We start from the raw sequence: 24,582 nt of genomic DNA on the forward strand, positions 1-24,582 counted from the left end.
GCCCGGCCCGGTGGCGAGCCGGGCTACGGGGACGACATGCCACGATCCTCGGCGATCGCCCCATGTCCGAGGCGACCGGCGACCAACGCGGCAATCGCCGGCTTGGCGGCCTCAGTCGGTGGACTCCCCGGCGATCCGCTCCTCCGCCTCCCGGACGAATTCGACGACGTTGGCCGCCCGGCGGTGGACGGCGTCGAGCCCGCCCGCGCCGAGCCGCACCATCGCGGCGGCCTCCGCGGTCGCGGCCAACGCGTTGCCGCTGCGCGTCAGGGCCCGATGCACGTCGGACAGCCGTCCGCGGGCCGAGGCCGGGATGTCGCTGCCCTCGCTGGGTGCGGCCCGATGGGCGGCCGCGCAGACGGCGCGCACCCGGGGCAGCAGGTCGGCGAGCTCGTCACCGGTGAGCACCAGCGCGTTGGCGGTCACGGCGTCGGCCACCTCCTCGGTCACCTGGTGGTACCGGTCGAGCCCCCGCCGGAACCGGTCGTGCGCCCGGCGCCACACCCCGCGACCCAGCGCCGCGTCGTCCCGCCGGGCGGCACGCGCCGCGGAGAAGAAGCCGGCCATGCTCAGCAGCAGCGCCCCTGCGGATTCTTCTCCTGCCAGTCGGTGCGTGCCCGCCAGTACTCCCGCTCGCTCAACACCGGACCCTCGGGGTGGGTAGCCGCACGGTGCGCCACGTAGGCGTCGTACACGTCTTCCCCCAGGACGCCGCGGACGTACCAGCGCAGGGTCGCCCACCACCCGCGCGGCCGCCGGGCGGAACCGACGGCTCTCCCGGCAGCGGGCGTCCCCGGTCGGAACGACGATGACGCCATCAGTGGCCCACTCGCTGCGGCTGCGCCCCGGCCGGCACGGTCGCCCACCGCTCCTCCAGCTCCTTCTCCGCCCGGTTCGGGACGAACCCGGCCGGCGCGTAGATCCGGGAGGGAACCGGGGCGTCCTCCGTGTCCGCACCACCACCGGCACGCAACGCCCGCACGGTGGTCACGATCGCGGCGACGATGACGATGATCGACAACGTCACGAACACGATCGACAGGGTGCCCTGGATGACGGTGTTGCGGACCACCGCCTCCATGGCGGCGGTGGTCTTGGCGGTGCCGAAGCTGGTCTTCCCGGCGGCGAGCGCATCGCGGAAGGCGGCGTTCTGGGCCCAGTAGCCCACGGCGGGCACCGGGGAGAAGATCTTGAACATCGACGCGGTGATCGTCACGACGGCGGCGAATGCGAGCGGGAGGGCCACCACCCAGAGCCGACCGACCACGCCGCGTTTGGCGATGATCGCCATGCAGACCGCGAGCGCGATGGCCGCCAGGAGCTGGTTGGCGATGCCGAACAGCGGGAACAGCGTGTTGATCCCGCCCAGCGGGTCGGTGACGCCCATGATCAGGATGGCGCCCCAGGCGGCCACCATGATCGCCGTCGTGATCCACGAACCGGCGGTCCAGGAGGTGTCCCGGAACCGCGGGAACACGTTGCCGAGGGAGTCCTGCAGCATGAACCGGGCGACCCGGGTGCCCGCGTCCACGGCCGTGAGGATGAACAGCGCCTCGAACATGATGGCGAAGTGGTACCAGAAGCTCATCATGCCGCCGCCGCCGAACCACTGCTGCAAGATCTGGGCCATGCCGACGGCGAGGGTGGGGGCGCCGCCGGTGCGGGAGACGATGGTCTCCCCGACGTCGTTCGCGGTCTGGGTGAGCATGTCCGGGGTGAGGTTCACGCCCTGCAGACCGAGACCGTTGACGAAGGCGACGGCGCCCTGCACGGTGCCTCCGGTGGCCGCGGCCGAGGAGTTCATGGCGAAGTAGATCCCACGGTCGATGGAGATCGCCGCGACCAGCGCCATGATCGCCACGAAGGACTCCATCAGCATGCCGCCGTACCCGATCATCCGGGTCTGCCGCTCCTTCTCGATCAGCTTCGGCGTCGTGCCGGAGGAGATCAGGGCGTGGAAGCCGGAGAGTGCCCCGCAGGCGATGGTGACGAACAGGAACGGGAACAGGGACCCCGGCACCACGGGCCCGTTCTCCCGGCCGGCGAACTCGCTGAACGCCGGGACGGAGACCTCCGGGCGGACCACGATGATAGCGACGGCCAGCAGCACGATGGTGCCCACCTTCATGAAGGTGGAGAGGTAGTCGCGCGGGGCCAGCAGCAGCCAGACGGGCAGCACGGCCGCGACGAAACCGTAGATGATGATCAGCCAGGCGAGAGTGACCTTGTCCAACTGGAACAGGGCGTTGCCCCAGTCGCTCTCGGCCACCCAGCGGCCGGCGACGATGGCCAGGATCAGCAGGACGAACCCGATGACGGAGACCTCACTGACCTTGCCGGGGCGGAGGTAGCGCAGGTAGACGCCCATGAACAGGGCGATGGGAATGGTCATGCCGACGGAGAAGACGCCCCACGTGCTCTCCCCCAGGGCGTTGACCACCACGAGGGCGAGGATCGCGACGATGATGACCATGATGACGAGCGTGGCCAACTGGGCGGCGATGCCCCCGACCACACCCAGCTCGTCGCGCGCCATCTGGCCGAGGGACCGGCCACCGCGGCGCATGGAGAAGAACAGCACGAGGTAGTCCTGCACCGCGCCGGCCAGGACGACGCCGACGATGATCCACACGGTGCCGGGCAGGTAACCCATCTGCGCGGCCAGCACCGGACCGACCAGCGGGCCGGCACCGGCGATCGCGGCGAAGTGGTGGCCGTAGAGCACCCGGCGGTCGGTCGGCATGTAGTCACGGCCGTTCGCCTTGTACTCGGCCGGGGTGGCCCGTCGGTCGTCCGGCCTGGTGATGTACCGCTCGATGTAGCGGGAGTAGAAGCGGTAGGCGATCAGGTAGGTGGCGACGGCGGCGAACACGAACCAGATGGCGTTCACCGTCTCCCCGCGGACCAGGGCCAGCATCACCCAGGCGAGGCCGCCGAGCAGGGCGATGGCCGCCCAGATCGCGATCTTCACGGGCGTCCACCGCCGGTGCTCGGCCTCCAGCACCTCCTCGTCGACCGCGGCGGGCGGGAGGTCCGGATCGGATGCGAGCGCGGTGGCCGCGGACGTCGTTCCGGTGGCGTCGTGGCGGTGGTCCCGGCCGTGCTCTCGGCCGTTGTCGTCGCTGCGATTCTCGTCGCTGCGGTGTGAGCCCATGTCGCTCTCCTCGGTTCGGCGCTCGTGATGATGGCGAGCGGCTGTCCCGCAGGCCGCCGCGGGTGGCGGGCGCTGCTGGTGCTGGTCGTGTTGGTCCTGCTGCACGCCGCGGGCTGCCCGGCCCGCGGCGTCGTGCTGATTCGAGATTACTCCGGGCCACCGACGTTTCGTGACGGCGGTCACCGCCGGCGATTCCCGTGGCGATCCCCGTGGCGGTGGTGCTCAGGCTCCCGTGGTGAGCAGCACCTTGCCGATGTGGCTGCCGGAGTCGAAGTACTCGTGTGCGGCGGCGGCCTCGGTCAGCGGGAAGCGCCGGTCGATCAGCGGCGTCAACCGGCCGGCTTCGATCAGGGGCCAGACGTGTTCCCGGACGGCAGCCATGATCTCCGCCTTCTCCGCCCTCGGCCGCGCGCGCAGGGTCGTGCCGATCACCGACGCCCGCTTGCTCATCAGCCGGCCGATGTTCAACTCGGCGCGGCTGCCCTGCTGGGTGGCGATGATCACCAGCCGCCCGTTCGGCGCGAGCGCCCGCAGGTTGCGATCCAGGTAGGCGCCGCCGACGACGTCGAGGATCACGTCCACGCCCCGGCCGTCGGTCAGGTCATGGATCCGTTCGACGAAGTCCTCGCCGGTGTAGTCGATCCCGGCAACGGCGCCGAGCTGGGCCGACGCCTCGATCTTCTGCGCCGACGAGGCGGTCACGTACACGGGTGAGCCGAGCGCAGTGCCGAGTTGGATCGCCGTCGTGCCGATGCCACCCGCGCCGCCGTGGACCAGCACGGTCTCCCCCGGCTGCAGCCGCGCCTGCAGGTAGAGGTTGGAGTACACGGTGGCGACCGTCTCGGGCAGCCCGGCGGCGTCGGCGACGTCGACGCCGGCCGGCACCGGCAGCACCTGCCCGGCGGGCACCGCGACCTTCTCGGCGTAGCCGCCACCGGCGAGCAGCGCGCACACCGGCTCGCCGACTTCGAAACCGTCCACGCCGTCACCGACCGCGCTGATCCGGCCGGAGACTTCCAGACCCGGCAGTTCCGACTCTCCCGGCGGCGGCGGGTAGTGGCCCTTGCGCTGGTTGACGTCCGCCCGGTTCAGGCCGGCGGCGACGACGTCGATGACGACGTCGCCGGGGGCGGGCCGCGGGTCGGGCACGTCGGTGAGGACGAGCGACTCGGGGCCGCCCGGGGACTGGATCTGGATCGCCTTCACCCGCCCATTGTGCCCGGTCGACACGGCCAGCACCCCGGCCGACCCTTGTTTCTGGCGGAACCCGATGACCACGTCGGTCCGCCGTGTTCGGTGGACCCCGCGTGGCTTTGTTCTGTCCCGGGCGCCCATGACAGACTGCAGGCCCGGGAAGGTTGTCCGAGCGGCCGATGGAGCTGGTCTTGAAAACCAGTGTGCGGTGACCCCGTACCGAGGGTTCGAATCCCTCACCTTCCGCTCGCGCGGTCGGGCTCCGCGGCCGCGCGCTCACCGATCGCCACAATGTGCCGCCGCCGTCCCTACCCGTGCATCTGGCGAGTTCCACAGGATGCACTTTCTAACAAGCACTAACATGACGGGATCATGAACGGAGACAATCCCTTCCGGCCGGGGTTCGGGCTGACCCCGGCCGTCCTGGCCGGTCGCGGCGCCGTCGTCGACGACTTCGACCGCGCCCTGCGCGAGAACCGGCCGGGCGAACGCAACGTGCTGGTGTTTGGCGCCCGCGGCACCGGCAAGACGGTGCTGATCACCGAGTTCGAGTCCGTGGCGACCGACCGGGGGTGGACGGTCCTCACCCTGCACACGGCGTCGTCGTCCCTGGTGGAGGAACTGCGTGAACTGGCCGTCGACCGGCTCCGGTCCCTCGACCCCGACGCCGTCCGGTCCCGGCTCACCGGCGCCGGGGCCTCCGGCATCGTCGCGACCCGTCAGGTGGTGGACCGGTACGAGAAGGAGCGTCTGCCCCTCGGGGAGCTGCTGACACGGCTCGCCACCGTCGCGGGCGAGGGTCACGGTGGTCTGCTGCTGATCCTGGACGAGGTGCAGTCGGTCGACCGGGACCAGTTGCACGAGGTGACCCAGCACCTGCAGGACCTGCTGCGCCGCGACCTCCCGGTCGGCCTGGTGGCGGCGGGCGTGCGTACCGGCGTCGACGACCTCCTCGACCACGACCGCACGACTTTCCTGCGCCGGGCCCACCGGGTAGAGCTCGGCAGCGTCCCCCTCAGCGCCGCGATCGAGACGATCCGGCAGACCGTCGCCGACACGAGCCGGTCGATCACCCCGGAGGCGGCGGTGCTCGCCGGGCAGATCTCGTTCGGTTATCCCTACCTGATCCAACTCATCGGTGCGCACGCCTGGGAAGGGGCCGGAACGTCCCCGGTGATCGCGGTGGAGGACGTCGCCCAGGCGCGCTCCGATGTCGTCGCGCAGATGATCCGGAACGTGCACGGCCCGGCCCTGCGCGGCCTCAGCGCCCGTAAGGCCGACTACCTGACGGCGATGCTCGACGACGACGGTCCCTCGCGCGTCGCGGACATCGCCGCGCGGATCGGCGTCAGCGTCAAGTACCAGTCGGTCTACCGTGCCCGGCTGATCGAGGACGAGCTGATCCGGCCGGCGGGTACCGGCCGGGTCGAGTTCGCCCTCCCGTATCTGCGCGAGGCGCTGCTCGACCGGCAGACCGGCGGGCGGCTCGCGTCCGCCGACGACGACGTGCGCCGGCCCCGGCGCCGATCCTGACGGCTGCGCACCGGCGAACTCGCGCGTCGACCGGCGTTCCCTGCTGACCTCGCCACTTCGTCTCGAGCGGGGGAGGAAAATCTCCCCCCGGTCAGCAGGAACCGGCGAACTCGCACGTCGACCGGCCGACATCTCTCGTTCACGCGGGCCTGATGTGATGACGCCGGAGCTGTTGTGTCGGAGGTCACCCGTAGCCTCGGACGCATCGGCACCACCATCACTCGCACCGGTCGACCCATCACCGACCGGGCCTCGAACGGGAGTCCCATGAGAATGCCAGCCCTGAGAGTCAAGCCAAGGGCCGCCGTCGGTGCTGCCCTCGCCACCGCTCTGCTCGCCTCGCCCCTGCTCGCCCTCCCGGCGACAGCGGTCGAACCCACCCCCGCATCGTCGGCCTCCGGTGTCGTCATCAGTGAGGCGTACACCAACGGCGGCAGTGCCAACGCCCCCTACAAGAACAAGTTCGTCGAGCTCTACAACGGCTCGGACGCCGCGGTCAGCGTCGACGGCTGGTCCGTGCAGTACCGGTCCGCCGCCGGTACCGCCGCGCCCACCGGCGTCATCCCCCTGACCGGCAGCGTCCCCGCGAAGGGCCACTACCTCGTGGCGGCCTCCTCCAACGGCGCGACCGGCGCGGCCCTGCCGGCCGCCGACGCCACCGGTGGCACCTCGTTCGCGGCCACCGCCGGAACCCTGGTCCTCGCCGACCGAACGACGGCCGTTCCCGACCTGCCGACCGGATCGATCACCGACGCCCGGCAGGTGCCCGGCGTCGTCGATGTCCTGGGCTACGGCACGTCCAACACGTTCGAGACCACGGCCGCAGCCGCCCCGGCCGCCACCACGGACCCGAAGTCCATCACCCGCTCCGGCCCGGACACCGACGACAACGGCGCGGACTTCACGGTGAGCGCCGACGTGACGCCGCAGAACACGGCGTCCTCGACGGCGCCGGACCCGTCCCCGTCGGCCTCCCCGACATCGAGCCCCACCGTCGATCCCACCAGCAGTCCCACCACGGCGCCGGCGACCGTCACCCCGATCGCGAGGATCCAGGGCAGCGGGTCGAGCAGTGGGCTGATCAACCAGACCGTCACCACCCGGGGACGGGTCACCGCCGCGTACCCGACCGGCGGCTTCAACGGCTACTACCTGCAGACGGCGGGCACCGGCGGCGACGTCGACCTCACCACCCACCGGGCGTCGGACGCGGTCTTCGTCTACTCGCCCGCGACCGTCGGCGACGTGAAGGTCGGCGACTACATCCAGGTCACCGGCACCGTCGGCGAGTACTACGGCCTGACCCAACTCTCCGTCCCCGGCGGCGGCGTCACCGCCCTGACCGAGGCCGCCCCCGAGGTCAAGGCCACGACCGTGGGGCTGCCCACGGACGAGGCGCAGAAGGAATCCCTTGAGGGGATGCTGGTCGCCCCGGCCGGTGACTTCACCGTCACCGACAATTACAGCCTCAACCGGTACGGCGAGATCGGCCTTACGCCGGGCTCCAGCCCCCTGCTCACCCCGACCGTGGCCGTCGCCCCCGGCGCCGCCGCTAGGGCCGCCGCCGCGCAGAACACGGCGAAGACCGTGCGCCTGGACGACGGCGCCACCACCGACTTCCTCGGCGGCGCTGCGAACCAGGCCCTCCCGTTGCCGTACCTGACGCCGGACAAACCGATCCGGGTCGGCGCGCAGGCCACCTTCACCACCGACGTCGTCCTGGACTACCGGAACAACGCCTGGAAGTACCAGCCGCTGGTCCCGCTGACCGCCGAGAACGCGGACACCGTGCAGCCGGCGACCTTCAGGGACACGCGGCAGGCCGCCCCGAAGAACGTGGCCGGAGCGGTGAAGATCGCCACGTTCAACATGCTGAACTACTTCACCACCACCGGTGACTCCTTGCCCGGCTGCCGGGCGTACACGGACCGAGCGGGCAACCCCGTCACCGTCAAGGACGGCTGCCAGGCGCGCGGCGCCTGGGACGCGGCCAACCTGAAGCGGCAGCAGGACAAGCACGTCACCGCCATCAACGGGCTCACCGCCGACGTCGTCGCGCTGGAGGAGATCGAGAACTCCGCGAAGTTCGGCGAGGACCGCGACGACGCCCTGAAGCGCCTGGTCGCCGCGCTCAACGCCGGCACCGGGACGGACACCTGGGCGTACGTTCCCTCGCCAGCCGCCGTGCCGCCGCTGGCCGACGAGGACGTCATCCGGACTGCGTTCATCTACAAGAAGGCCGCCGTGCAGCCGGTCGGCGATTCGGCCATACTCCTCGGCTCACCCGCCTACACGAACGCCCGCGAGCCGCTGGCGCAGGTGTTCACACCGGTCGGCGCGCCGGACGCGTCCCGGTTCATGGTGATCGGCAACCACTTCAAATCCAAGGGCGCGTCGGGGGCGACCGGCGGCAACGTCGACAGCGGGGACGGACAGGGAGCGTACAACGCAGATCGGGTCCGCCAGGCCGACGCACTGCTCGCCTTCGCGGAGGCGCAGAAGAAGGACACCGGCGTCACGAAGGTCTTCCTCGTCGGGGACTTCAACTCGTACGCGAAGGAAGACCCGGTCCAGCGCATCCTCGCCGCGGGTTACGTGAGCCAGGGCGCGAAGACCGGCAAGCAGACCTACGCCTTCGGCGGCGCCGTGGGATCCCTCGACCACGTCTTCGCCTCCCCCGAGGCCGACGCCGCGGTGACCGGCGCCGACATCTGGGACATCAACGCCGACGAGCCGGTCGCCCTGGAGTACAGCCGGTACAACAACAACGCGACGAACTTCTACCGGCCCGACGCCTACCGCTCCAGCGACCACGACCCGATCCTGGTCGGGTTGAACCCGGCTTCCCCGGCTGGCGGCAGCACCGAGATCAACCTGCTGAACATTAACGATCTCCACGGCCGGATCGACAGCAACACCGTCAACATGGCCGGCACCGTGGAACAACTCAAGGCGGCCGCACCCTCGGGGCAGACCGTGGTCCTCTCCGCCGGTGACAACATCGGCGCCTCCTTGTTCGCGTCCTCGGTCGCCCAGGACCAGCCCACCATCGACGTGCTCAACGCTCTCGGGATGACGGCGTCCGCCGTCGGCAACCACGAGTTCGACCAGGGGTGGCCCGATCTGCGGGACCGGGTCCGGACCGCCGCGGACTGGAGCTACCTCGGCGCGAACGTGTACGCCAAGGGAACGAAGAAGCCGGTGCTGGACGAGTACCGGATCGTCGACGTCAAGGGCGTGAAGGTCGCCGTGATCGGCACCGTCACCCAGGAGACGCCGACGTTGGTCAGCCCCGGCGGCATCACCGACCTCGACTTCGGTGATCCGGTCGAGGCGGTCAACCGGGTGGCCACCCGGCTGCACGAGGCGAAGCTCGCCGACGTCATCGTCGCCGAATACCACGAGGGCGCCGGTGCCGGCACCCCGGACAAGGCGACGCTGGCGCAGGAGGTCGCCGCCGGCGGGGCGTTCGCGAAGATCGTCACCGGCACCAGCCCGTGGGTGAACGCCATCTTCACCGGTCACACCCAGAAGCAGTACGCGTGGGAAGGTGCCGTGCCCGGGCAACCCGGCAAGACCCGCCCGATCCTGCAGACCGGCAGCTACGGGGAGAACATCGGCCAGATCACGCTCACGTGGGATCCGGCGACCTCCGCGGTCACCGGCCATCATGTCCGCAACGTGCCGCGCACGAGCACGCCGGCGGACCAGCTGGTGGCGACGTACCCCGCGGTCGCGAAGGTCAAGCAGATCACCGACGCCGCCCTGGCGAAGGCCGCCGAGGTCGGCAACCAGCCGGTCGGCAAGGTGACCGGGGACATCACCACGGCGTTCATCGGCACCAGCCGGGATGACCGGGCGAGCGAGTCCACCCTCGGTCACCTCGTGGCCGACGCCCTGCTGGACCGGCTCAAGGACCCGGCGGTCGGTGGCGCCGAGATCAGCGTCGTCAACCCCGGCGGCCTGCGCAACGAGCTGTACTACGCGTCGGCCGACCCGAACAACCCGCAGGATCAGAATGGCACCATCACCTACGCCGAGGCTAACGCGGTGCTGCCGTTCGTGAACAACCTGTGGACCACGTCACTCACCGGCGCCCAGGTCAAGACGCTCCTCGAGCAGCAATGGCAACCGGCCGGCGGGTCTCGGTCGTTCCTGGCGTTGAGCGTGTCCAAGAACATGACCTTCACCTTCGACCCCGCCCAGCCGGCCGGCGCGAAGGTCACGTCGGTGCGGGTCAACGGGCAGCCGCTGGATCCGGCCCGGTCCTACCGGGTGGGCACGTTCAGTTTCCTGGCGCAGGGCGGGGACAACTTCACCGTCTTCAAGGAGGGCACCAACACCCGGGACTCGGGCCTGATCGACCGGGACGCGTGGATCGCCTACCTCAAGGCGAACAGTCCGGTCTCGCCGGACTTCGCCCGACGCGGGGTGCAGACGACCGGCCTGCCGAGCGGGCCGGTCGTGGCGGGCTCGTCCGTCAGCGTCGCGCTCTCGTCCCTGGACCTGACCTCCCTGGGCAGCCCGACGAACACGACGGTGGCGGCCACGTTCATCGACGCGGCGGGCACGACGACGTCGCTGGGCAGCGTCCCGGTGACCGGCGGTTCCGCCACCGTACGGGTGACGGTGCCGGCGGGTGCGCCCACCGGAGCGGGTGTGCTGCGGCTGGTCGCGGCGCCGACGTCGACGACGGTCGATGTCCCGGCCACGGTCCGGGCGGCGACCCCGCCGGGGAAGCAGTGCGTCGCCCCGACACCGCCGACCACCGGGGGGATCGGCGCCTGGCTGAAGTACTTCGCCGAGCTGGTGCGCTACGGCATCTGTCGCATCCGCGGCTGATCAGGTGGACCGCCCAGGGGCACCCCGGTTCGCCGGGGTGCCCCTGCCGCGCTTCCGGAGCCGGCCGCGCCCGCGACGATGTCGGCGGCGATCCGGTCGGCGTCCCACAGCGTCCGGCCACCGGACCGGGCCGACCGGTGCGCCTCGGCCGCGATCGCCGTGCCGAGCTGGACCGAGGAGAGTGGCAGCCCGATCACGTACAGCCCGTCGACCGTGCGCCCCGCGGCGTCGATCGCCCGGTACGGCGGCCGGGTGACGTCCATGCCGGAGGTGATCTCGGGGGTGCCGCTCACCCCCATCATGGACCGAGGCCGGATCAACCCGTCCGTGAGCATCCCGGTCAGCAGCGGCGACTCGGCCCGAGCGATCGCGTTCGCCGGCGCCGTCGCCTCGATCATCACCCGGGCGGTCACCGGCGGCCGGGCCACCCACGGGGAGGACGCGACGAAAGCGGCCCCGGACTCCTCGACGCCGAACTGCGGATCGGGCCCGACGAAGCGCACGACGCCGGCCTCGACGAGCGCGATCAGCTGCTCGATCCGCTGTACCGGTGGACCGCTGGCCAGGCCCTCGACGAACGGTTCGAACCAGCCGCGCAGCTCCCGCAGCCAGGATTCGTCGGTGATCCCGCCGTCCGCGACCACGGTCTTGAGCAGGTACCGGCCCGCGTTCAGCGCCCCGATCGCGACCTTCAGCGGGTCGTCCTCACCGCGGGCGGACCCGGCGGCGTCGGCGTGCAGGTAGTGCAGCACGGCGGAGTCGAAGTCGGCGGCGCTCTCCCAGGTTCGACGGCCCAGCGGCTGAGCCAGCTTGTCGGGGTTGATCCGGGCGTCCTCCCGCACGTACCGGGCGGCCAGGTGCCGCAGCCGGTCGTCCCACGCCGGGTCGTCGCCGCGGACGGGCTCGCTCAGCAGGGCGTCCAGCTCGGCCAGGAAGGCCGGCCCGTCGTCGGTGAGGTCGGCCGGGGTGGTCGCGACCAGCGTCGTGTAGTACGCCCACAGGGCGTCGCGCCGCAGCAGCGGCCACAGGTCGTGCCGGAACGTCAGGGTGGCACCCTCGCGGCGCAGCGCTCGGGCCGCGTCGTCGGTGAAGAACCGGAGCCGCACCCGGCGGGGCAGGTACGTCTGCAGCACCGCCTTGGCCCGGTACGGGACGCCGCGGCGCGAGGCGGCGTGGAGGACGGGCTCTCGACCCGACGGCCGGTACCGGTAGCGCCGCCGGGGCCCGTCCTGCCACGGTTCGAACACCCCGCCGCGGCCCTCGGTCAGCTCGGCCATCAGGTCGAAGAAGTTCAGACCCAGGCCGCGGACCAGCACGGGCTCCCCGGCATGCACGTCGGTGAGGTCCACGTCGGCGGGGATCGCCGGTGGGTGGTACCGCAGCCCGTGCTGGGCAGCGGCGTCGCGGAGCAGCCGTTGCTCGGGCCGCAGCCGGCTCTCCTGGTGACCGGTGGCGAGGACGACGGCGTCCGCGTCCAGCAGGGGCACCTCCGACGGCGCGTGCCCGTCGTCGAGGGTGAGGCAGAACCGGTGGACCTGACCCTCGGGCTCCGCCCCGCTGCCGGAGTGTTGCCGGGTCAGGGCCGTGACGGTGGCCCGGTGCTCGGTGATCGTCACGTTCGTGGGGGCGGCGGCCCGCAGTTTCGCCAGGGTCGCGGCCAGGTACCGGCCGTACAGCCGCCGGGTCGGGAAGTCGCTCGAGGTCAGGGCCCGCAGTTCGGCCCACTCGCCGGCGTCCAGGCCCCCGCAGAGCGCCCCGTCGGGCCCGGTCTCAGCGCCGGGCGGACCCCCGTCCCGGCGCGTCTGGTCGCCGTCCCGGCCGGTGCCGGTCCGATCGGTCTTCCGGCCGACGCCGGCCTCCTCGCCGTCGGTCATCCGCTGGCGCCAGCCGTCGAACGTCCACCCGGCGACGCCGGGCACCGGCAGCACGCCGTCGGGTACCACGGTCGGGAACAGGGCGGGCGTGTTCATCAGGGGCAGCCGGGACTGCTCGGCCCGCCACACCCGACCCGGACCGGCCGGGAACGGGTCGATCAGGTGCACGTGGAGCCGGACGTGGGGATGCTCCCGGCCGTGGGCGAGGAGCCGCTCGAGCACGGAGGTGCCGCGGGGTCCGCCGCCGACGACGGCGACCGTGACCTCCCGTGACCCCATCCGGTCAGCCTAACGGGCCGCACGAACGGCCCCGCCCCACCGGGGACGGCCCCGCACGGGTCGGCCCTACGATGGCTGGATGAGCGACACACAGGCGAGCACCGCACCCTCCTCCACCGAGAGCGCCCCCGGCGACGACGCCGAGCCGGCCGACGAGTTCCTCTGGCTGGAGGACATCCACGGCGCCGCGTCACTCGCTTGGGCCGAGCAGCAGAACGCGCGCACCGAGGCGGCCCTCGACGCCGCTGCCTACGACCGGTTGCGCGAGCAGATCCTCGCCGTCCTCGACGACACCGCCAAGATCCCCGACGTCACGAAGCGCGGCCCGTACTACTACAACTTCTGGCGCGACGAGACGAACCCTCGCGGTCTGTGGCGGCGCACCACCTGGGCGTCCTACCAGCAGGAGCGGCCGGAGTGGGAGGTTCTGCTCGACGTCGACGCCCTCGCCGCGGCCGACGGCACGCCGTGGGTGTTCGCCGGGGCAAGCCTGCTGCGGCCGACGCCGGGCGAGCCCTGGCGGCGCGGCTTGGTCAAGCTCTCCCCCGACGGTGGGGACGCCGTCCGCGTGCGCGAGTTCGACGTCGAGGAGAAGTCCTTCGTCGCCGGCGGCTTCGACCTGCCGGCCGCGAAGACGCAGGTGAGCTGGGTGGATGCGGACACGATCTTCGTCGGCACCGAGGTCGGTCCCGGGTCGATGACCACGTCCTCCTACCCGCGCACCGGCCGCCGCCTCACCCGCGGGCAGGAACTCACCGAGGCGCCCGTGCTGTGGGAGGTGCCCGAGGACCACCTGATGGCCGTCCTCGCCCACGACCGCACCCCCGGCTTCGAGCGGGACATCGCCGTCGACGTCATCGACTTCTTCCGCAGTCGCACCCACGTCGCGGACCCGGACAGCGAACCCGGCGCCTGGCGGCACGTCGACGTGCCCGACGACGTCAACGTCGACCTGCACCGGCAGTGGCTGCTGTTCCGTCCGCAGACCGACTGGGATCACGACGGCACCACCGTGCCCGCCGGCACCCTGGCCGCCGCACCGCTGGACGCCTTCCTCGCCGGCCAGCGCGAGCTGATCGTCGTGTTCGCCCCCGACGAGCGGACGTCCCTGCAGGGCTGGAGCTGGACGGCGCACCACCTGATCCTCAACCTGCTCACCGACGTCGCCTCCCGTGTGCTCGTCCTCGACCCGGACGCCGGGTTCACCGGCACGGAACTGCCCGACGCCCCGGCGCTGAGCACCGCGCATGCCGCCGCGGTCGATGACGAGGATCCGGACGAGGGCGACGACTACTGGCTCACCGTCTCCGGGTTCCTCACCCCGACCACCCTGCAGCGCGGTCGGCTGGGCGGCGCTGCGACCGGCGACGACGGCGAACCGGCCCACACCGTCAAGACCTCGCCGTCGTTCTTCGAGACGGCCGGCCTGCAGGTCGAGCAGCACTTCGTCACCTCCGCCGACAGCACCCGGGTGCCCTACTTCCAGATCGGCCCGAAGGACCTGGTGCTCGACGGCGCCAACCCCACCCTGCTCAACGGGTACGGCGGGTTCGAGATCTCCCGCACCCCCGCGTACAGCGGGGCGATCGGGCGCAGCTGGCTGACCCGGCGCACGGCGGACGGCCGCAGTGGCGTCTATGTGATCGCGAACATCCGCGGCGGCGGCGAGTACGGGCCCGGGTGGCACCGGGCCGCCCTGCAGGCCAACCGGCCGCGCGCGTACGAGGACTTCGCCGCCGTCGCGCAGGACCTGATCGACCGCGGAGTCACCACCCGGGAGCACCTGGGCTGCTCGGGCGGATCCAACGGCGGCCTGCTGGTGGGCAACATGCTCACCACCTGGCCGCACTTGTTCGGCGCCATCTCCTGCGGTGTCCCGTTGCTGGACATGCGCCGGTACACGAAGCTGTCCGCCGGGTACTCGTGGATCGCCGAGTACGGCGACCCCGACGACCCCGAACAGTGGGCCTTCATCCGCACCTTCTCGCCGTACCACAACCTCGTCCCGGGCACCGACTACCCGGCGACGCTGATCTACACCGCCACCTCGGACGACCGGGTCGGGCCGGTGCAGGCCCGCAAGATGGCGGCGCGGATGGCGCGGATGGAGGCGATGGGCGCGGACGACGTGTGGTTCTACGAGGCGCTCGAGGGCGGCCACGCGGCGGCGTCGGACAACCGGCAGGCCGCGCAGATGGCGGCGCTGAGCAGCCAGTTCCTGTGGCAGCAGGTGGCGGGCTGACGCAGCCGCCGCGCCCGCTGACGCTCGCGGGCCGGCACAGAGTCCGTGAACGACGGCCCGGCGTGTGAACGATGACCCGGGAACGACGAACGGCCCGGGCCCCTGAGGGCCCGGGCCGTTCCCGGTGCTGTGCTCTCGGCGTCCGCGGACGCCGCTCGCGGAGACGGGGGGATTTGAACCCCCGGTCGAGTTTTAGCCCGACCCTTCATTAGCAGTGAAGTCCATTCGGCCGCTCTGGCACGTCTCCAGCGCTGTCACCAGCCTTCCCAGCGTACCCAGAACTGACGGAGCTGCACAAAACCACCGATCCCCGGACCGGCGCACGGCACGGGTGCAGCTCCAGTGTCGCAGACAAGAGACATCAACCAAGTGTCGCAGATCACAAAGGTTCCTTTGCAAACATGTCTTTGCGATGCTATCGTTGTTGCCATGTCCGAGATCCCTCCCACCGACGCGCTGCCCGTGCTGGCCAGCCCGGTCCGGGACGTCGGCGTCGAATCGCTGAAGGCGCTGGGCCACCCGCTGCGCGTACAGATCCTGAACACGCTCAGCCAGTTCGGGCCGCAGACCGCCAGTTCGCTCGCCGAGCGACTCGGCGGGACGAGCGGCTCGTTCAGCTACCATCTTCGGCAGCTGGCCAAGCATGACTTCATCCGGGACGTGCCCGACCGCGGCAACGCCCGGGATCGGTGGTGGGAACGCACCCCGGGCTCCATCAACGTCAATCCTCTGGCCGTCGCCGACAACCCCGCCGGCGTCGAGGCGGCCCACGTGATCCTGCGCGAGTGGGGCCGCAACCGCGCCGCGCTGCTCGCCGCGTTCGAGGAGCGCGGCGAACGCGAACTGCCCCGGCCGTGGTTCGAGGCCAGTGTGCTCGAGGCCGCGAACGTCCGCGTCACCGCCACCGAGCTGGATCACATCAGCCACCGGGTGACCCGCGCCCTGGAGGCCATCATCGCCCCCTACCGGAATCGGGAACTGGCCGACGGCATGCGCGCCGTCCAGGTCCAGCTCAACCTGTTCCCCATCCTCGACCCGAGCACACCGCAGGCTCCGACCACCGACACGCCACCCACCACCGAAGGAGAAGATCGATGAGCGCCATCGACACCAGCACTTTGATGACCATCCGCCCGGCCGCACCGCGCAGCCGCACCAACCTGCTGGCACGGTTCGTCCGCCCCAGCGCCCCGAAGCCGGCCACCGACCGGCGCGAGCGTTACCTGCAGAACGTCGAGACGTTCCGCAGCACCCATGACGGCACCAGCCCGTTCAGCACCGGCAGCACCTGGCCCGACTTCGGCTGAGCGCCTGTTCACGACCCGGACTGAGCTACCCCTCGACCGACCCACCACGACGCCCCGACACCACCACGGTGCCGGGGCGTCGTCGTGCGCCGTCCGCGTCAGCGCGTCCCGACCGTCGGCTGGGCGGCGGAGATGGGTGCGGCGATGTCCTCCAGGGACTTGCGGGCGGCCTCGACCCCGAGAAAGATCTCCACGACACCGGCCGCGATCATCAGCGCCGCCCCGATGAAGTAGCCGAAGGTCACCGCGCCGATGCCCTGTTCGACGAACCCGCCGAACAGCAGCGGCCCGATGATGCCGCCGAGCCCGGTCCCGACCGCGTAGAAGAAGGCGATCGCCATCGCTCGGGTCTCCATGGGGAAGATCTCGCTGACCGTCAGATAGGCGGAACTGGCGCCGGCGGAGGCGAAGAAGAAGACGACGCACCAGCACACGGTCAGCCACACGGCGTCGAGCACCTGCGCCTGGAAGAGCAGGCCGGTCAGCACGAGCAGGACGCCCGAGCCGATGTAGCAACCGGCGATCATGGGCCGGCGGCCGACGGAGTCGAACAGCCTGCCCAGCAGCACGGGACCGGCGAAGTTGCCGAGCGCGATCGGCACCAGGTACCACGGCGCGGCGTCACCGGGCACGTCGAGCAGTTTGGTCAGCACCAGCGCGTACGTGAAGAACACGGCGTTGTACAGGAACGCCTGACCGATGAACAAGCTCAGGCCCAGCACGGATCGCTTGGGGTACTGCCCGAAGGCGACCTTGACGATGGTGCCGAAGCCGATGGAGTGCCGCTGATGAATGGTGATGCTGGCGTTCACCGGCTCCAACGATCTCCCGGTCTCCCGCTCGACGCGGTGTTCGACGCCCTCCACCAGCTTCTCCGCCTGGTCATTGCGGCCGTGGATGAACATCCACCGGGGCGACTCCGGGACGTGCCGCCGCACCAGCAGGACCACCAGGCCGAGGATCGCGCCGAGCCCGAAGGCCAGCCGCCAGCCGATGTCCGCCGCGAAGAAGCCCTCGTTCAACAGCACCACGGACAGCACTGCTCCGAAGGCTGCACCCAGCCAGTAGGAGCCGTTGATGGCCAGGTCGACGACGCCGCGGTGGCGCGCGGGGATCAGCTCGTCGATAGCGGAGTTGATCGCCGCATACTCGCCGCCGATCCCGGCGCCGGTGAAGAATCGGCAGATGAAGAAGTAGATCGGGTTGAAGGAGAAGGCGGTGGCGACCGTCGCCAGCAGGTAGAGCAGCAGGGTGATCATGAACAGGCGCTTCCGGCCCCAGCGGTCGGTCAGGTACCCGAACACCAGAGAGCCGATACAGGCACCCGCCACGTAGACCGCCGCGGCCAGGCCGATCTCGGACGGCGTCAGGCCCAGCCCCGAGGAGGACTGGGTCAGCCGATCGCTGATCGACCCGATGATGGTGACCTCGAGGCCGTCCAGGATCCACACCGTGCCCAGTCCCACGACGATCATCCAGTGCCAGCCCGCCCACGGCAGTCGGTCCATCCGGCCGGGGATCCGGGTCTCGATCGTCTCCAGCTGCTGCGCCATCGTCAGCTCCCTTCCCAATGTCCTCCTGCTCGGCAGCATAGACCCGCTCCGGCTCCTGGTCAGCGGTTCTGTTCCCCGCCGGGCAGCACGGGCGCGGCGGGCAGCACCAGCAGGGCCAGCGCCGCTGCCACGGCCGCCAGGCCGATGACCAGCACGGCCGCCCCTGGCCAGCCCCACCAGCCGAACAGCACGCCGCCGAACCAGCCGAACACACTCGAGCCCAGGTAGTACGCCAGGTTGTAGAGGGACGTGGCCTGGGCTCGGCCGGCGGTCGCGGTTGCGCCGGCCCAACCGGCGGCGATCGCGTGCGCGCCGAAGAAGCCGGCCGTGAGCACCAGCACGCCGGCGAGGATCACGGGCAGCCACAGCGTCGTCGTCATCAGCACCCCCACGACCATGACCGCCGTCGCTCCGAGCAGCACCGGGCGCCGGCCGTGGCGCGAGGCCAGCCGGCCCGCCGCGGGCGAGGACACCGTCCCGGCCAGGTACGCGACGAAGATGGCGCTGATCACCGCGTGCGGCAGGGACCACGGCGGCCCCTCCAACCGGAAGCCCAGATAGTTGTAGATCACCACGAAGCCGCCCATCAACAGCATGCCCTGCGCGAAGACGGCGAGCATCCGGGGGTCGCGCAGGTGTACCAGCAGCAGCGCGAACCCGCCACCGCGGCGGTCCGGACCGCGGGTGACGGCGAACCCGCGTGGGATCGGGGCCAGCCGGATGAATCCGACGGCCGCGACGGCGGCCAGCCCCGAGACGGTCAGCATCCCGGCGCGCCAGCCGAGCCACTCCCCGACCGGCCCGGCGACGATCCGGCCCAGCAGGCCGCCGACGGTCGTGCCCGCGACGTAGGTGCCCGCCGCGAGCGCGGCGTGGAACGGGTGCACCTCCTCGTTGAGGTACGCGACGGCGAGCGCGGGCACTCCGCCCAGGGCGACCCCCTCGAGCAGACGCAGTATCAGCAGTACCCCGTAGTCGGGGGTGACGGCGACGGCGAGGCCCAGCGCGGTGGCGGCCACGATGGCGACGCGCATGGCCTGCACCCGGCCGAACCGGTCGGCAGCGAAGGACCAGAGCACGACGGACAGCGCCAGCCCGGCGGTGGCCGCGGAGATGGTCAGCCCGGCGTCGGAGGCAGTGATGCCCAGGTCGGCCGCGATCAGCGGCAGTACGCCCTGCGGGGAGTAAAGCTGGGCGAACGTGACGACGCCGGCGCACGCCAGCGCGGCGATGACGCGCCGGTAACCCGGGCTGCCCCGGAGATACCCGGTGAACTCAGCGCTCATCGGTCACACTCACCGGTCTCACGGTAGCCCGGCATCGGCGCCCCCGGTGACGCGTCACCTGCGTGCGTGGACCGAGAGGCGTGGGGCCTTCGTTACCCTTGACCCGTGAACCAGCAGAGGCCCGTGCCCGAGACCAGCGACCTGAGCGAATCGTTCAAGGCCTACGACGTGCGCGGCATCGTCGGTGAGACCATCACGGAGCAGACCGTCCGCGCCACCGGCGCCGCCTTCGTCGACGTGCTCGACCTGGCCGGGCAGACCGTACTGGTCGGCGGCGACATGCGCCCCTCCTCCCCCGCCTTCGCGAAGGCCTTCGCCGAGGGCGCGACCGCTCGCGGCGCGGACGTTCAGCTGCTGGACCTGATCTCCACGGACGAGCTGTACTTCGCGTGCGGGACCCTCGGTGCGGCGGGCGTCACGTTCACGGCCTCGCACAACCCGGCGTCCTACAACGGCATCAAGTTCTCGCGCGCCGGCGCCGTGCCGGTCTCCTCGGAGTCCGGTCTGAACGAGATCCGCGACGCGGCGCAGCGATACCTGGCGGAGGGCCACGTGGAGCCGGCCGAGCGGCGCGGCGCCGTCGGCGTGACGGACGTGCTCGCCGACTACGCGGCCTACCTCCGCTCACTCGTCGATCTGCGGCAGATCCGGCCGCTGACCGTCGTCGTCGACGCCGGCAACGGCATGGCCGGGATGACGACGCCTGCCGTACTGGGGGACGCGATTCTGCCGGCGCTGCCCCTGACCGTCGTGCCGCTGTACTTCGAACTGGACGGCAGCTTCCCGAACCACCCGGCCAACCCGCTGGAACCGGAGAACCTGGCCGACCTGCAGGCCGCCGTCGTCGAACACGGCGCGGACCTCGGTCTGGCGTTCGACGGCGACGCCGACCGCTGCTTCGTCATCGACGAGAAGGGTGCACCGGTCTCGCCGTCGGCGATCACCGGGCTGGTCGCGAAGCGCGAGATCGCCCGGGCGCGGGCCGCCGGGGAGGAGCGCCCCGCCGTCATCCACAACCTGATCACCTCCCGCGCGGTGCCCGAACTGGTCGAGCGGGAAGGTGGCCGGCCGATACGTACCCGGGTGGGGCACTCCTTCATCAAGGCCGTGATGGCGGCCGAGGGTGCCGTCTTCGGCGGCGAACACTCGGCGCACTATTACTTCCGTGACTTCTTCAACGCCGACACCGGCATGCTCGCGGCGATGCACGTGCTCGCGGCCCTCGGCGAGCAGGACCGGCCGCTCTCCGAACTCGGCGCCGCCTACGAGCCCTACGTCTCCTCCGGCGAGGTCAACTCGCGGATCGAGGACAAGGCCGGGGCGGTGGACCGGGTGCGGGCGGAGTTCGCCGGCGACGACGTCGTCATCGACGAGCTCGACGGCACCACGTTCAGCGCGGCCGACGGGTCCTGGTGGTTCAACCTCCGCCCGTCCAACACCGAGCCGTTCCTGCGGTACAACGGGGAGGCCGCAACGCGGGAACTGATGGAACGCACCCGCGACCGCGTGCTCACCTTCGTCCGCGCCTGAGCGACCGTTCCGCCGCCGACCCGAGGCACAGTTCCGCCAGTGGGACAGTTCCTACCGCCGAGGCGGTGGCGCCCCGAGCCCCAGTTCGCCGTTGGGACCGTTCCTACCGCCGAGGCGGTGGCAATCCCACGCATTCCGGTAGTACCTGTCCCACCGGGGACGACGGACGAGCGACGAGGACGGGAACGTGGTCGGTCCCACCGGGCGACGAGCTCAGCCGACTGCCGGCCGGTGGTCGGCGGCGAGCGCTACCGTGATGAGGCGACGGAAGGCCTCGGTCTTCCGAGTGACGTCCGCCCAGCCGATCCGGATGACGCGCCAACCCGCGTTGACGAGAGCCTTCTCCCGACGTCGTTCCTCGTAGAGTGCCTCAGCGGTCGGCCGGTAGTCGAAGTACTTCCCGCGCCCGTCGAACTCGAGGATGATGCGGCGGTCCGGCCAGGCGAAATCCACCCGATGGTAGCCGATGGCGGTCATGATCCAGTGCTGGCTGACCGGGAGCGGGACCGCCCACTCGTGCAGGAGTACCCGGGTCAGCGTCTCACCCGCGGACTCCGCCGCCGGGTCCAGCCGGTCCAGGACCAGAGCAAGCCGGCGGACGCCGGGTCGGCCGGGGTTATCGGCGATCCACCGCCGGAGCACGTCGGTGTCGAGGCCACGCCGGGCCGCCTGATCGGCGACCACGAGCGCCGCCCGATGAGTGGCGATCGACGCCATGTCCCTGACGACGTCCTCTCGTCCGCTGATGCGCAGTCCGTACACCGTCGTCGTCGGAACGAGCTGGAGGGTCATCCGGTGGTACGCCACGTCGGTACGCGTCCCGCGGCCGGCCACCGGTACCGGGACCCGTGCGTGCACCCGATCCGGCACGGAAAGCAGGTGCAGACCGTGCAGGACGGCCGCGGACTCATGGCTGAGAACGGCGTCGTCGGACAGGGACAACCCACACGCATAGACCGACGTCCGGTAGCGATCGTCGGCGTCGAGGCGTTGCCAGCGGTCCTCACCGACGTACCAGCCGCGCCGGACCCGTCGTAGCACTCCCCGTTCGACGAGCCGCCTCACCCGGTTCGGCGGGTATCCGGACAGCTCGAGCGCGCGGGCGGAGCGCAGCCCCAGTTCTTCAGGTGACGGCGCGGGTCGAACGGTGTTCATCCGTTCACTGTCCCAAGCCCGCGCCTCAGGAAACAGGGAGCACCTCGCTCCTGTGGACAACTCCGCTCCTGTGGACAAATCCGCTCGGGACAGTTCCTCCCGACGAGGCGGTGCCCCACACCGCCTCAACGGTAGGACCTGTCCCAATCGGGCTGGGCAACGCGGAAGACGGGCTGGGCAACGCGGAGATCGGGTAGGGCAACGCGGAAGACGGGCCGGGCAACGCGGCAATCGGGCGGAGCGGCGGGGATTGCGCTGACCAAGGCGGTCCTCACACCTCCAGGCGGACCTCCAGCCGGTGATACTGGCGCACCATCTCTGGCGGTAGCGAGTCCTGCAGCACGTTGAACCACTGGTGGATGCCCGGCAGCTCGCGGCGCCACTCCTCCACGTCCACCTTCAGGGCGTCGGCGAGCTGCTGCTCGGAGATGTCGAGCCCGGTCAGGTCCAGGTCCTCGGGGCGGGGCACGACGCCGATCGGGGTCTGTTCCCCGCCGGCCTCACCGTCGAGCCGGCCGATGATCCACTTGAGCACCCGCGAGTTCTCCCCGAAGCCGGGCCACGCGAAGCCGCCGTCCCGGTCCCGCCGGAACCAGTTGACGTAGAAGATCCTCGGCATCTTGCCGTGGTGTGCCTTGCCGAGCTTCACCCAGTGCGCGAGATAGTCGCCGGCGTTGTAGCCGATGAACGGCAGCATCGCCATCGGGTCACGGCGCACGACGCCGACAGCCCCCGACGCGGCGGCCGTGGTCTCGGAGGAGAGCGTCGCCCCCTCGAACACGCCGTGCTCCCAGTCGAACGACTCGTGCACCAGCGGCACCGTCGTCTTGCGCCGGCCGCCGAAGATGATCGCGGACAGCGGCACGCCGTCGGGATCGTCGTACTCCGGGGCGAGGATGTCGACCTGCTTGATCGGCGTGCAGAACCGCGAGTTCGGGTGGGCGGCGGGATTCTTCGACGCCGGGGTCCAGTCGCGGCCGCGCCAGTCGGTCAAGTGGGCGGGCACCTCGTCGGTCATGCCCTCCCACCAGACGCCGCCGTCGTCGGTCAGGGCGACGTTGGTGAAGATGGTGTTCCCCGCGGCGACGGCGCGCATGGCGTTCGGGTTGGTGGACCACCCGGTGCCGGGCGCGACGCCGAACAGGCCCGCCTCCGGGTTGACCACCCGCAGGGTGCCGGACTCGTCGAACCGCATCCACGCGATGTCGTCCCCGACCATCTCGGCCTTCCACCCGTCGATGGTCGGCTGGATCATGGCGAAGTTCGTCTTGCCGCACGCGGACGGGAAGGCGCCCGAGACGTAGTGCACCCGACCGCCGGGGTCGGTCATCTTGAGCACGAGCATGTGTTCGGCGAGCCAGCCCTCGTCGTGCGCGATGGCGGAGGCGATCCGCAGCGCGTAGCACTTCTTGCCCAGCAACGCGTTGCCGCCGTAACCGGAGCCGTAGGACCAGATCGCCCGGTCCTCGGGGAACTGGACGATGTACTTGGTCTCGTTGCACGGCCACGGCACGTCGCGCTGGCCGTTGTCTAGGGGGAAGCCGACCGAGTGCAGCGCCTCCACGAAGAACGCGTCCGTCGCGGTCATCTTCTCCAGCACCGCCGCGCCGATGGTGGCCATGATCCGCATCGAGCAGACCACGTACGGGCTGTCGGTGATCTCGACGCCATACTTGGGTTCGGTCGCCTCGAGACTGCCCATCACGAAGGGGATGACGTACATGGTGCGCCCGTGCATGCTTCCCCGGTACAGGCCGCGCAGCGTGGCCTTCATCTCCTCGGGGTCCATCCAGTTGTTGGTCGGCCCCGAACCACGTTCCTCCGTCGAACAGATGAACGTCTGCTCCTCGACGCGGGCAACGTCCTCGGGATCGGAGAACGCGGCGAACGAGTTCGGGAACTTGTCCTCCGCCAACCGCACCAGAGTCCCGGCCTCGACCATCTCGTCGGTCAGCCGGCTCCATTCCGCTTCGCTGCCGTCGACCCACACCAGGTCGTCCGGCTGCGTCAGCTCGGCAACCTCGCTCACCCAGGCGAGCAGCCGAGCGTGCGTGGTCGGCGCGTTCTCGAGGGCGTTCCTGACGGCGGAGTCCCCGCTCGGGCTCGTCGCACTCGTCTCCTGAACCGTACCGGCCATGGCGTTTCCCTTCGTTGGGACCTGAGGTGCCCTCATCGTAGGGGGAGCCGGCAGCGCCCGCCCGGGTCGGACCGCTCCGCGTCACCGTCGACCCGGCACGACGACGCGCCGACGCACGAAGAACGAGCGCCCACTGTGATCCAGGTCACGTAGACCGGTATGTTCGTGTGACCCGGTTGCCGTCATCTCCCTCCTTCGGCGGCGCCGCAGATTTGGGCACCCCTCGGCGCCGGTGTATGGTTTTATCCGGCCCGTTCACCGTCGTCCACCTGCCGCAGACCGCTCCGTCCGGAGTGTGCGACCGTGCGATCAGTGACGAGAAGGCGCCTGTAGCTCAACGGATAGAGCATCTGACTACGGATCAGAAGGTTGGGGGTTCGAATCCCTTCAGGCGCACCAGCACAGCAGCCCCGGTTCCTCGTGAACCGGGGCTGCTGCGGTTGCGGCCCCTTCCGCCCACGGCCGGTTCGCCGTCACCGCGGGGATTCTGCTCCGC

The 24,582-nt window shown here is 70.9% G+C and carries 15 protein-coding genes and 3 tRNA genes; 8 read left to right on the forward strand and 10 right to left on the reverse strand.

Translation table 11 applies throughout. The annotated features are described in order from the left end of the window. Window positions 1-111: 111 nt before the first annotated feature. The 4 genes from BKD30_RS11450 to BKD30_RS11465 all read right to left on the reverse strand — a co-directional run bounded on the left by BKD30_RS11450 (window position 112) and on the right by BKD30_RS11465 (window position 4,360). Window positions 112-567, reverse strand: a complete 456-nt coding sequence (locus BKD30_RS11450; protein WP_076704762.1) for a hypothetical protein — start codon at window positions 565-567, stop codon at window positions 112-114. 2 nt (window positions 568-569) lie between these two features. After that, the gene (locus BKD30_RS11455) at window positions 570-818 is read right to left on the reverse strand and encodes a YbdD/YjiX family protein (RefSeq protein ID WP_083956433.1); all 249 of its coding nucleotides are present in this window, start codon (window positions 816-818) and stop codon (window positions 570-572) included. Then, on the reverse strand, window positions 818-3,154 hold the full coding sequence (locus BKD30_RS11460) for a carbon starvation CstA family protein (RefSeq protein ID WP_083956374.1): 2,337 nt from the start codon (window positions 3,152-3,154) through the stop codon (window positions 818-820). The genes BKD30_RS11455 and BKD30_RS11460 overlap by 1 nt, the downstream gene beginning before the upstream one ends. 222 nt (window positions 3,155-3,376) lie before the next feature. Then, complete coding sequence (locus BKD30_RS11465; RefSeq protein WP_076704963.1) at window positions 3,377-4,360, reverse strand: NAD(P)H-quinone oxidoreductase; 984 nt, start codon at window positions 4,358-4,360, stop codon at window positions 3,377-3,379. 146 nt (window positions 4,361-4,506) lie between these two features. Between BKD30_RS11465 and BKD30_RS11470 the strand changes: the two genes are divergently transcribed. The 3 genes from BKD30_RS11470 to BKD30_RS11480 all read left to right on the forward strand — a co-directional run bounded on the left by BKD30_RS11470 (window position 4,507) and on the right by BKD30_RS11480 (window position 10,723). Next, window positions 4,507-4,594, forward strand: a tRNA-Ser gene (locus tag BKD30_RS11470). A gap of 126 nt (window positions 4,595-4,720) precedes the next feature. Further along, window positions 4,721-5,881 (forward strand): ATP-binding protein, encoded by a 1,161-nt coding sequence (locus BKD30_RS11475; RefSeq protein WP_076704764.1) that lies wholly within the window; start codon window positions 4,721-4,723, stop codon window positions 5,879-5,881. A gap of 273 nt (window positions 5,882-6,154) precedes the next feature. After that, entirely contained in the window at window positions 6,155-10,723 is a 4,569-nt protein-coding gene (locus tag BKD30_RS11480; protein ID WP_076704964.1) for an ExeM/NucH family extracellular endonuclease, read from the forward strand. Here BKD30_RS11480 and BKD30_RS11485 read toward each other — a convergent pair. Further along, window positions 10,696-12,876: an FAD/NAD(P)-binding protein gene (locus BKD30_RS11485; RefSeq protein WP_076704766.1), complete on the reverse strand. Its 2,181-nt coding sequence runs from the start codon at window positions 12,874-12,876 to the stop codon at window positions 10,696-10,698. The genes BKD30_RS11480 and BKD30_RS11485 overlap by 28 nt on opposite strands. A gap of 79 nt (window positions 12,877-12,955) precedes the next feature. Here BKD30_RS11485 and BKD30_RS11490 point away from each other — a divergent pair, with 79 nt between their 5' ends. After that, entirely contained in the window at window positions 12,956-15,118 is a 2,163-nt protein-coding gene (locus tag BKD30_RS11490; protein WP_076704768.1) for a prolyl oligopeptidase family serine peptidase, read from the forward strand. A gap of 158 nt (window positions 15,119-15,276) precedes the next feature. Here the strand turns inward: BKD30_RS11490 and BKD30_RS11495 are convergent. Further along, a tRNA-Ser gene (locus tag BKD30_RS11495) sits at window positions 15,277-15,365 on the reverse strand. A gap of 182 nt (window positions 15,366-15,547) precedes the next feature. Between BKD30_RS11495 and BKD30_RS11500 the strand changes: the two genes are divergently transcribed. Further along, complete coding sequence (locus tag BKD30_RS11500; RefSeq protein WP_076704770.1) at window positions 15,548-16,216, forward strand: ArsR/SmtB family transcription factor; 669 nt, start codon at window positions 15,548-15,550, stop codon at window positions 16,214-16,216. Next, window positions 16,213-16,425, forward strand: a complete 213-nt coding sequence (locus BKD30_RS11505) for a hypothetical protein (RefSeq protein ID WP_076704772.1) — start codon at window positions 16,213-16,215, stop codon at window positions 16,423-16,425. The genes BKD30_RS11500 and BKD30_RS11505 overlap by 4 nt, the downstream gene beginning before the upstream one ends. A gap of 98 nt (window positions 16,426-16,523) precedes the next feature. Here the strand turns inward: BKD30_RS11505 and BKD30_RS11510 are convergent, their stop codons facing one another. Continuing rightward, on the reverse strand, window positions 16,524-17,978 hold the full coding sequence (locus BKD30_RS11510) for an MFS transporter (RefSeq protein ID WP_235861652.1): 1,455 nt from the start codon (window positions 17,976-17,978) through the stop codon (window positions 16,524-16,526). Window positions 17,979-18,037: 59 nt separating this feature from the next. Continuing rightward, window positions 18,038-19,264: an MFS transporter gene (locus tag BKD30_RS11515; RefSeq protein WP_076704774.1), complete on the reverse strand. Its 1,227-nt coding sequence runs from the start codon at window positions 19,262-19,264 to the stop codon at window positions 18,038-18,040. A gap of 105 nt (window positions 19,265-19,369) precedes the next feature. Here BKD30_RS11515 and BKD30_RS11520 point away from each other — a divergent pair, with 105 nt between their 5' ends. Further along, entirely contained in the window at window positions 19,370-20,794 is a 1,425-nt protein-coding gene (locus BKD30_RS11520) for a phosphomannomutase/phosphoglucomutase (protein WP_235861653.1), read from the forward strand. Between the two features lie 213 nt (window positions 20,795-21,007). On the opposite strand, the gene BKD30_RS11525 is transcribed toward BKD30_RS11520, so the two are convergent. Then, a complete protein-coding gene (locus BKD30_RS11525; RefSeq protein ID WP_076704775.1) occupies window positions 21,008-21,949 on the reverse strand; it encodes an endonuclease domain-containing protein in 942 nt (313 codons plus the stop codon). 271 nt (window positions 21,950-22,220) lie between these two features. Next, window positions 22,221-24,086, reverse strand: coding sequence for a phosphoenolpyruvate carboxykinase (GTP) (locus BKD30_RS11530; RefSeq protein ID WP_076704776.1), 1,866 nt, complete (start codon window positions 24,084-24,086; stop codon window positions 22,221-22,223). 323 nt (window positions 24,087-24,409) lie between these two features. Between BKD30_RS11530 and BKD30_RS11535 the strand changes: the two genes are divergently transcribed. Next, window positions 24,410-24,485 (forward strand) — tRNA-Arg (locus BKD30_RS11535). Window positions 24,486-24,582: the final 97 nt, after the last annotated feature.

Origin of the sequence: Tersicoccus phoenicis, assembly GCF_001968835.1 — a bacterium.
GTDB classification, from domain to species: domain Bacteria; phylum Actinomycetota; class Actinomycetes; order Actinomycetales; family Micrococcaceae; genus Tersicoccus; species Tersicoccus phoenicis.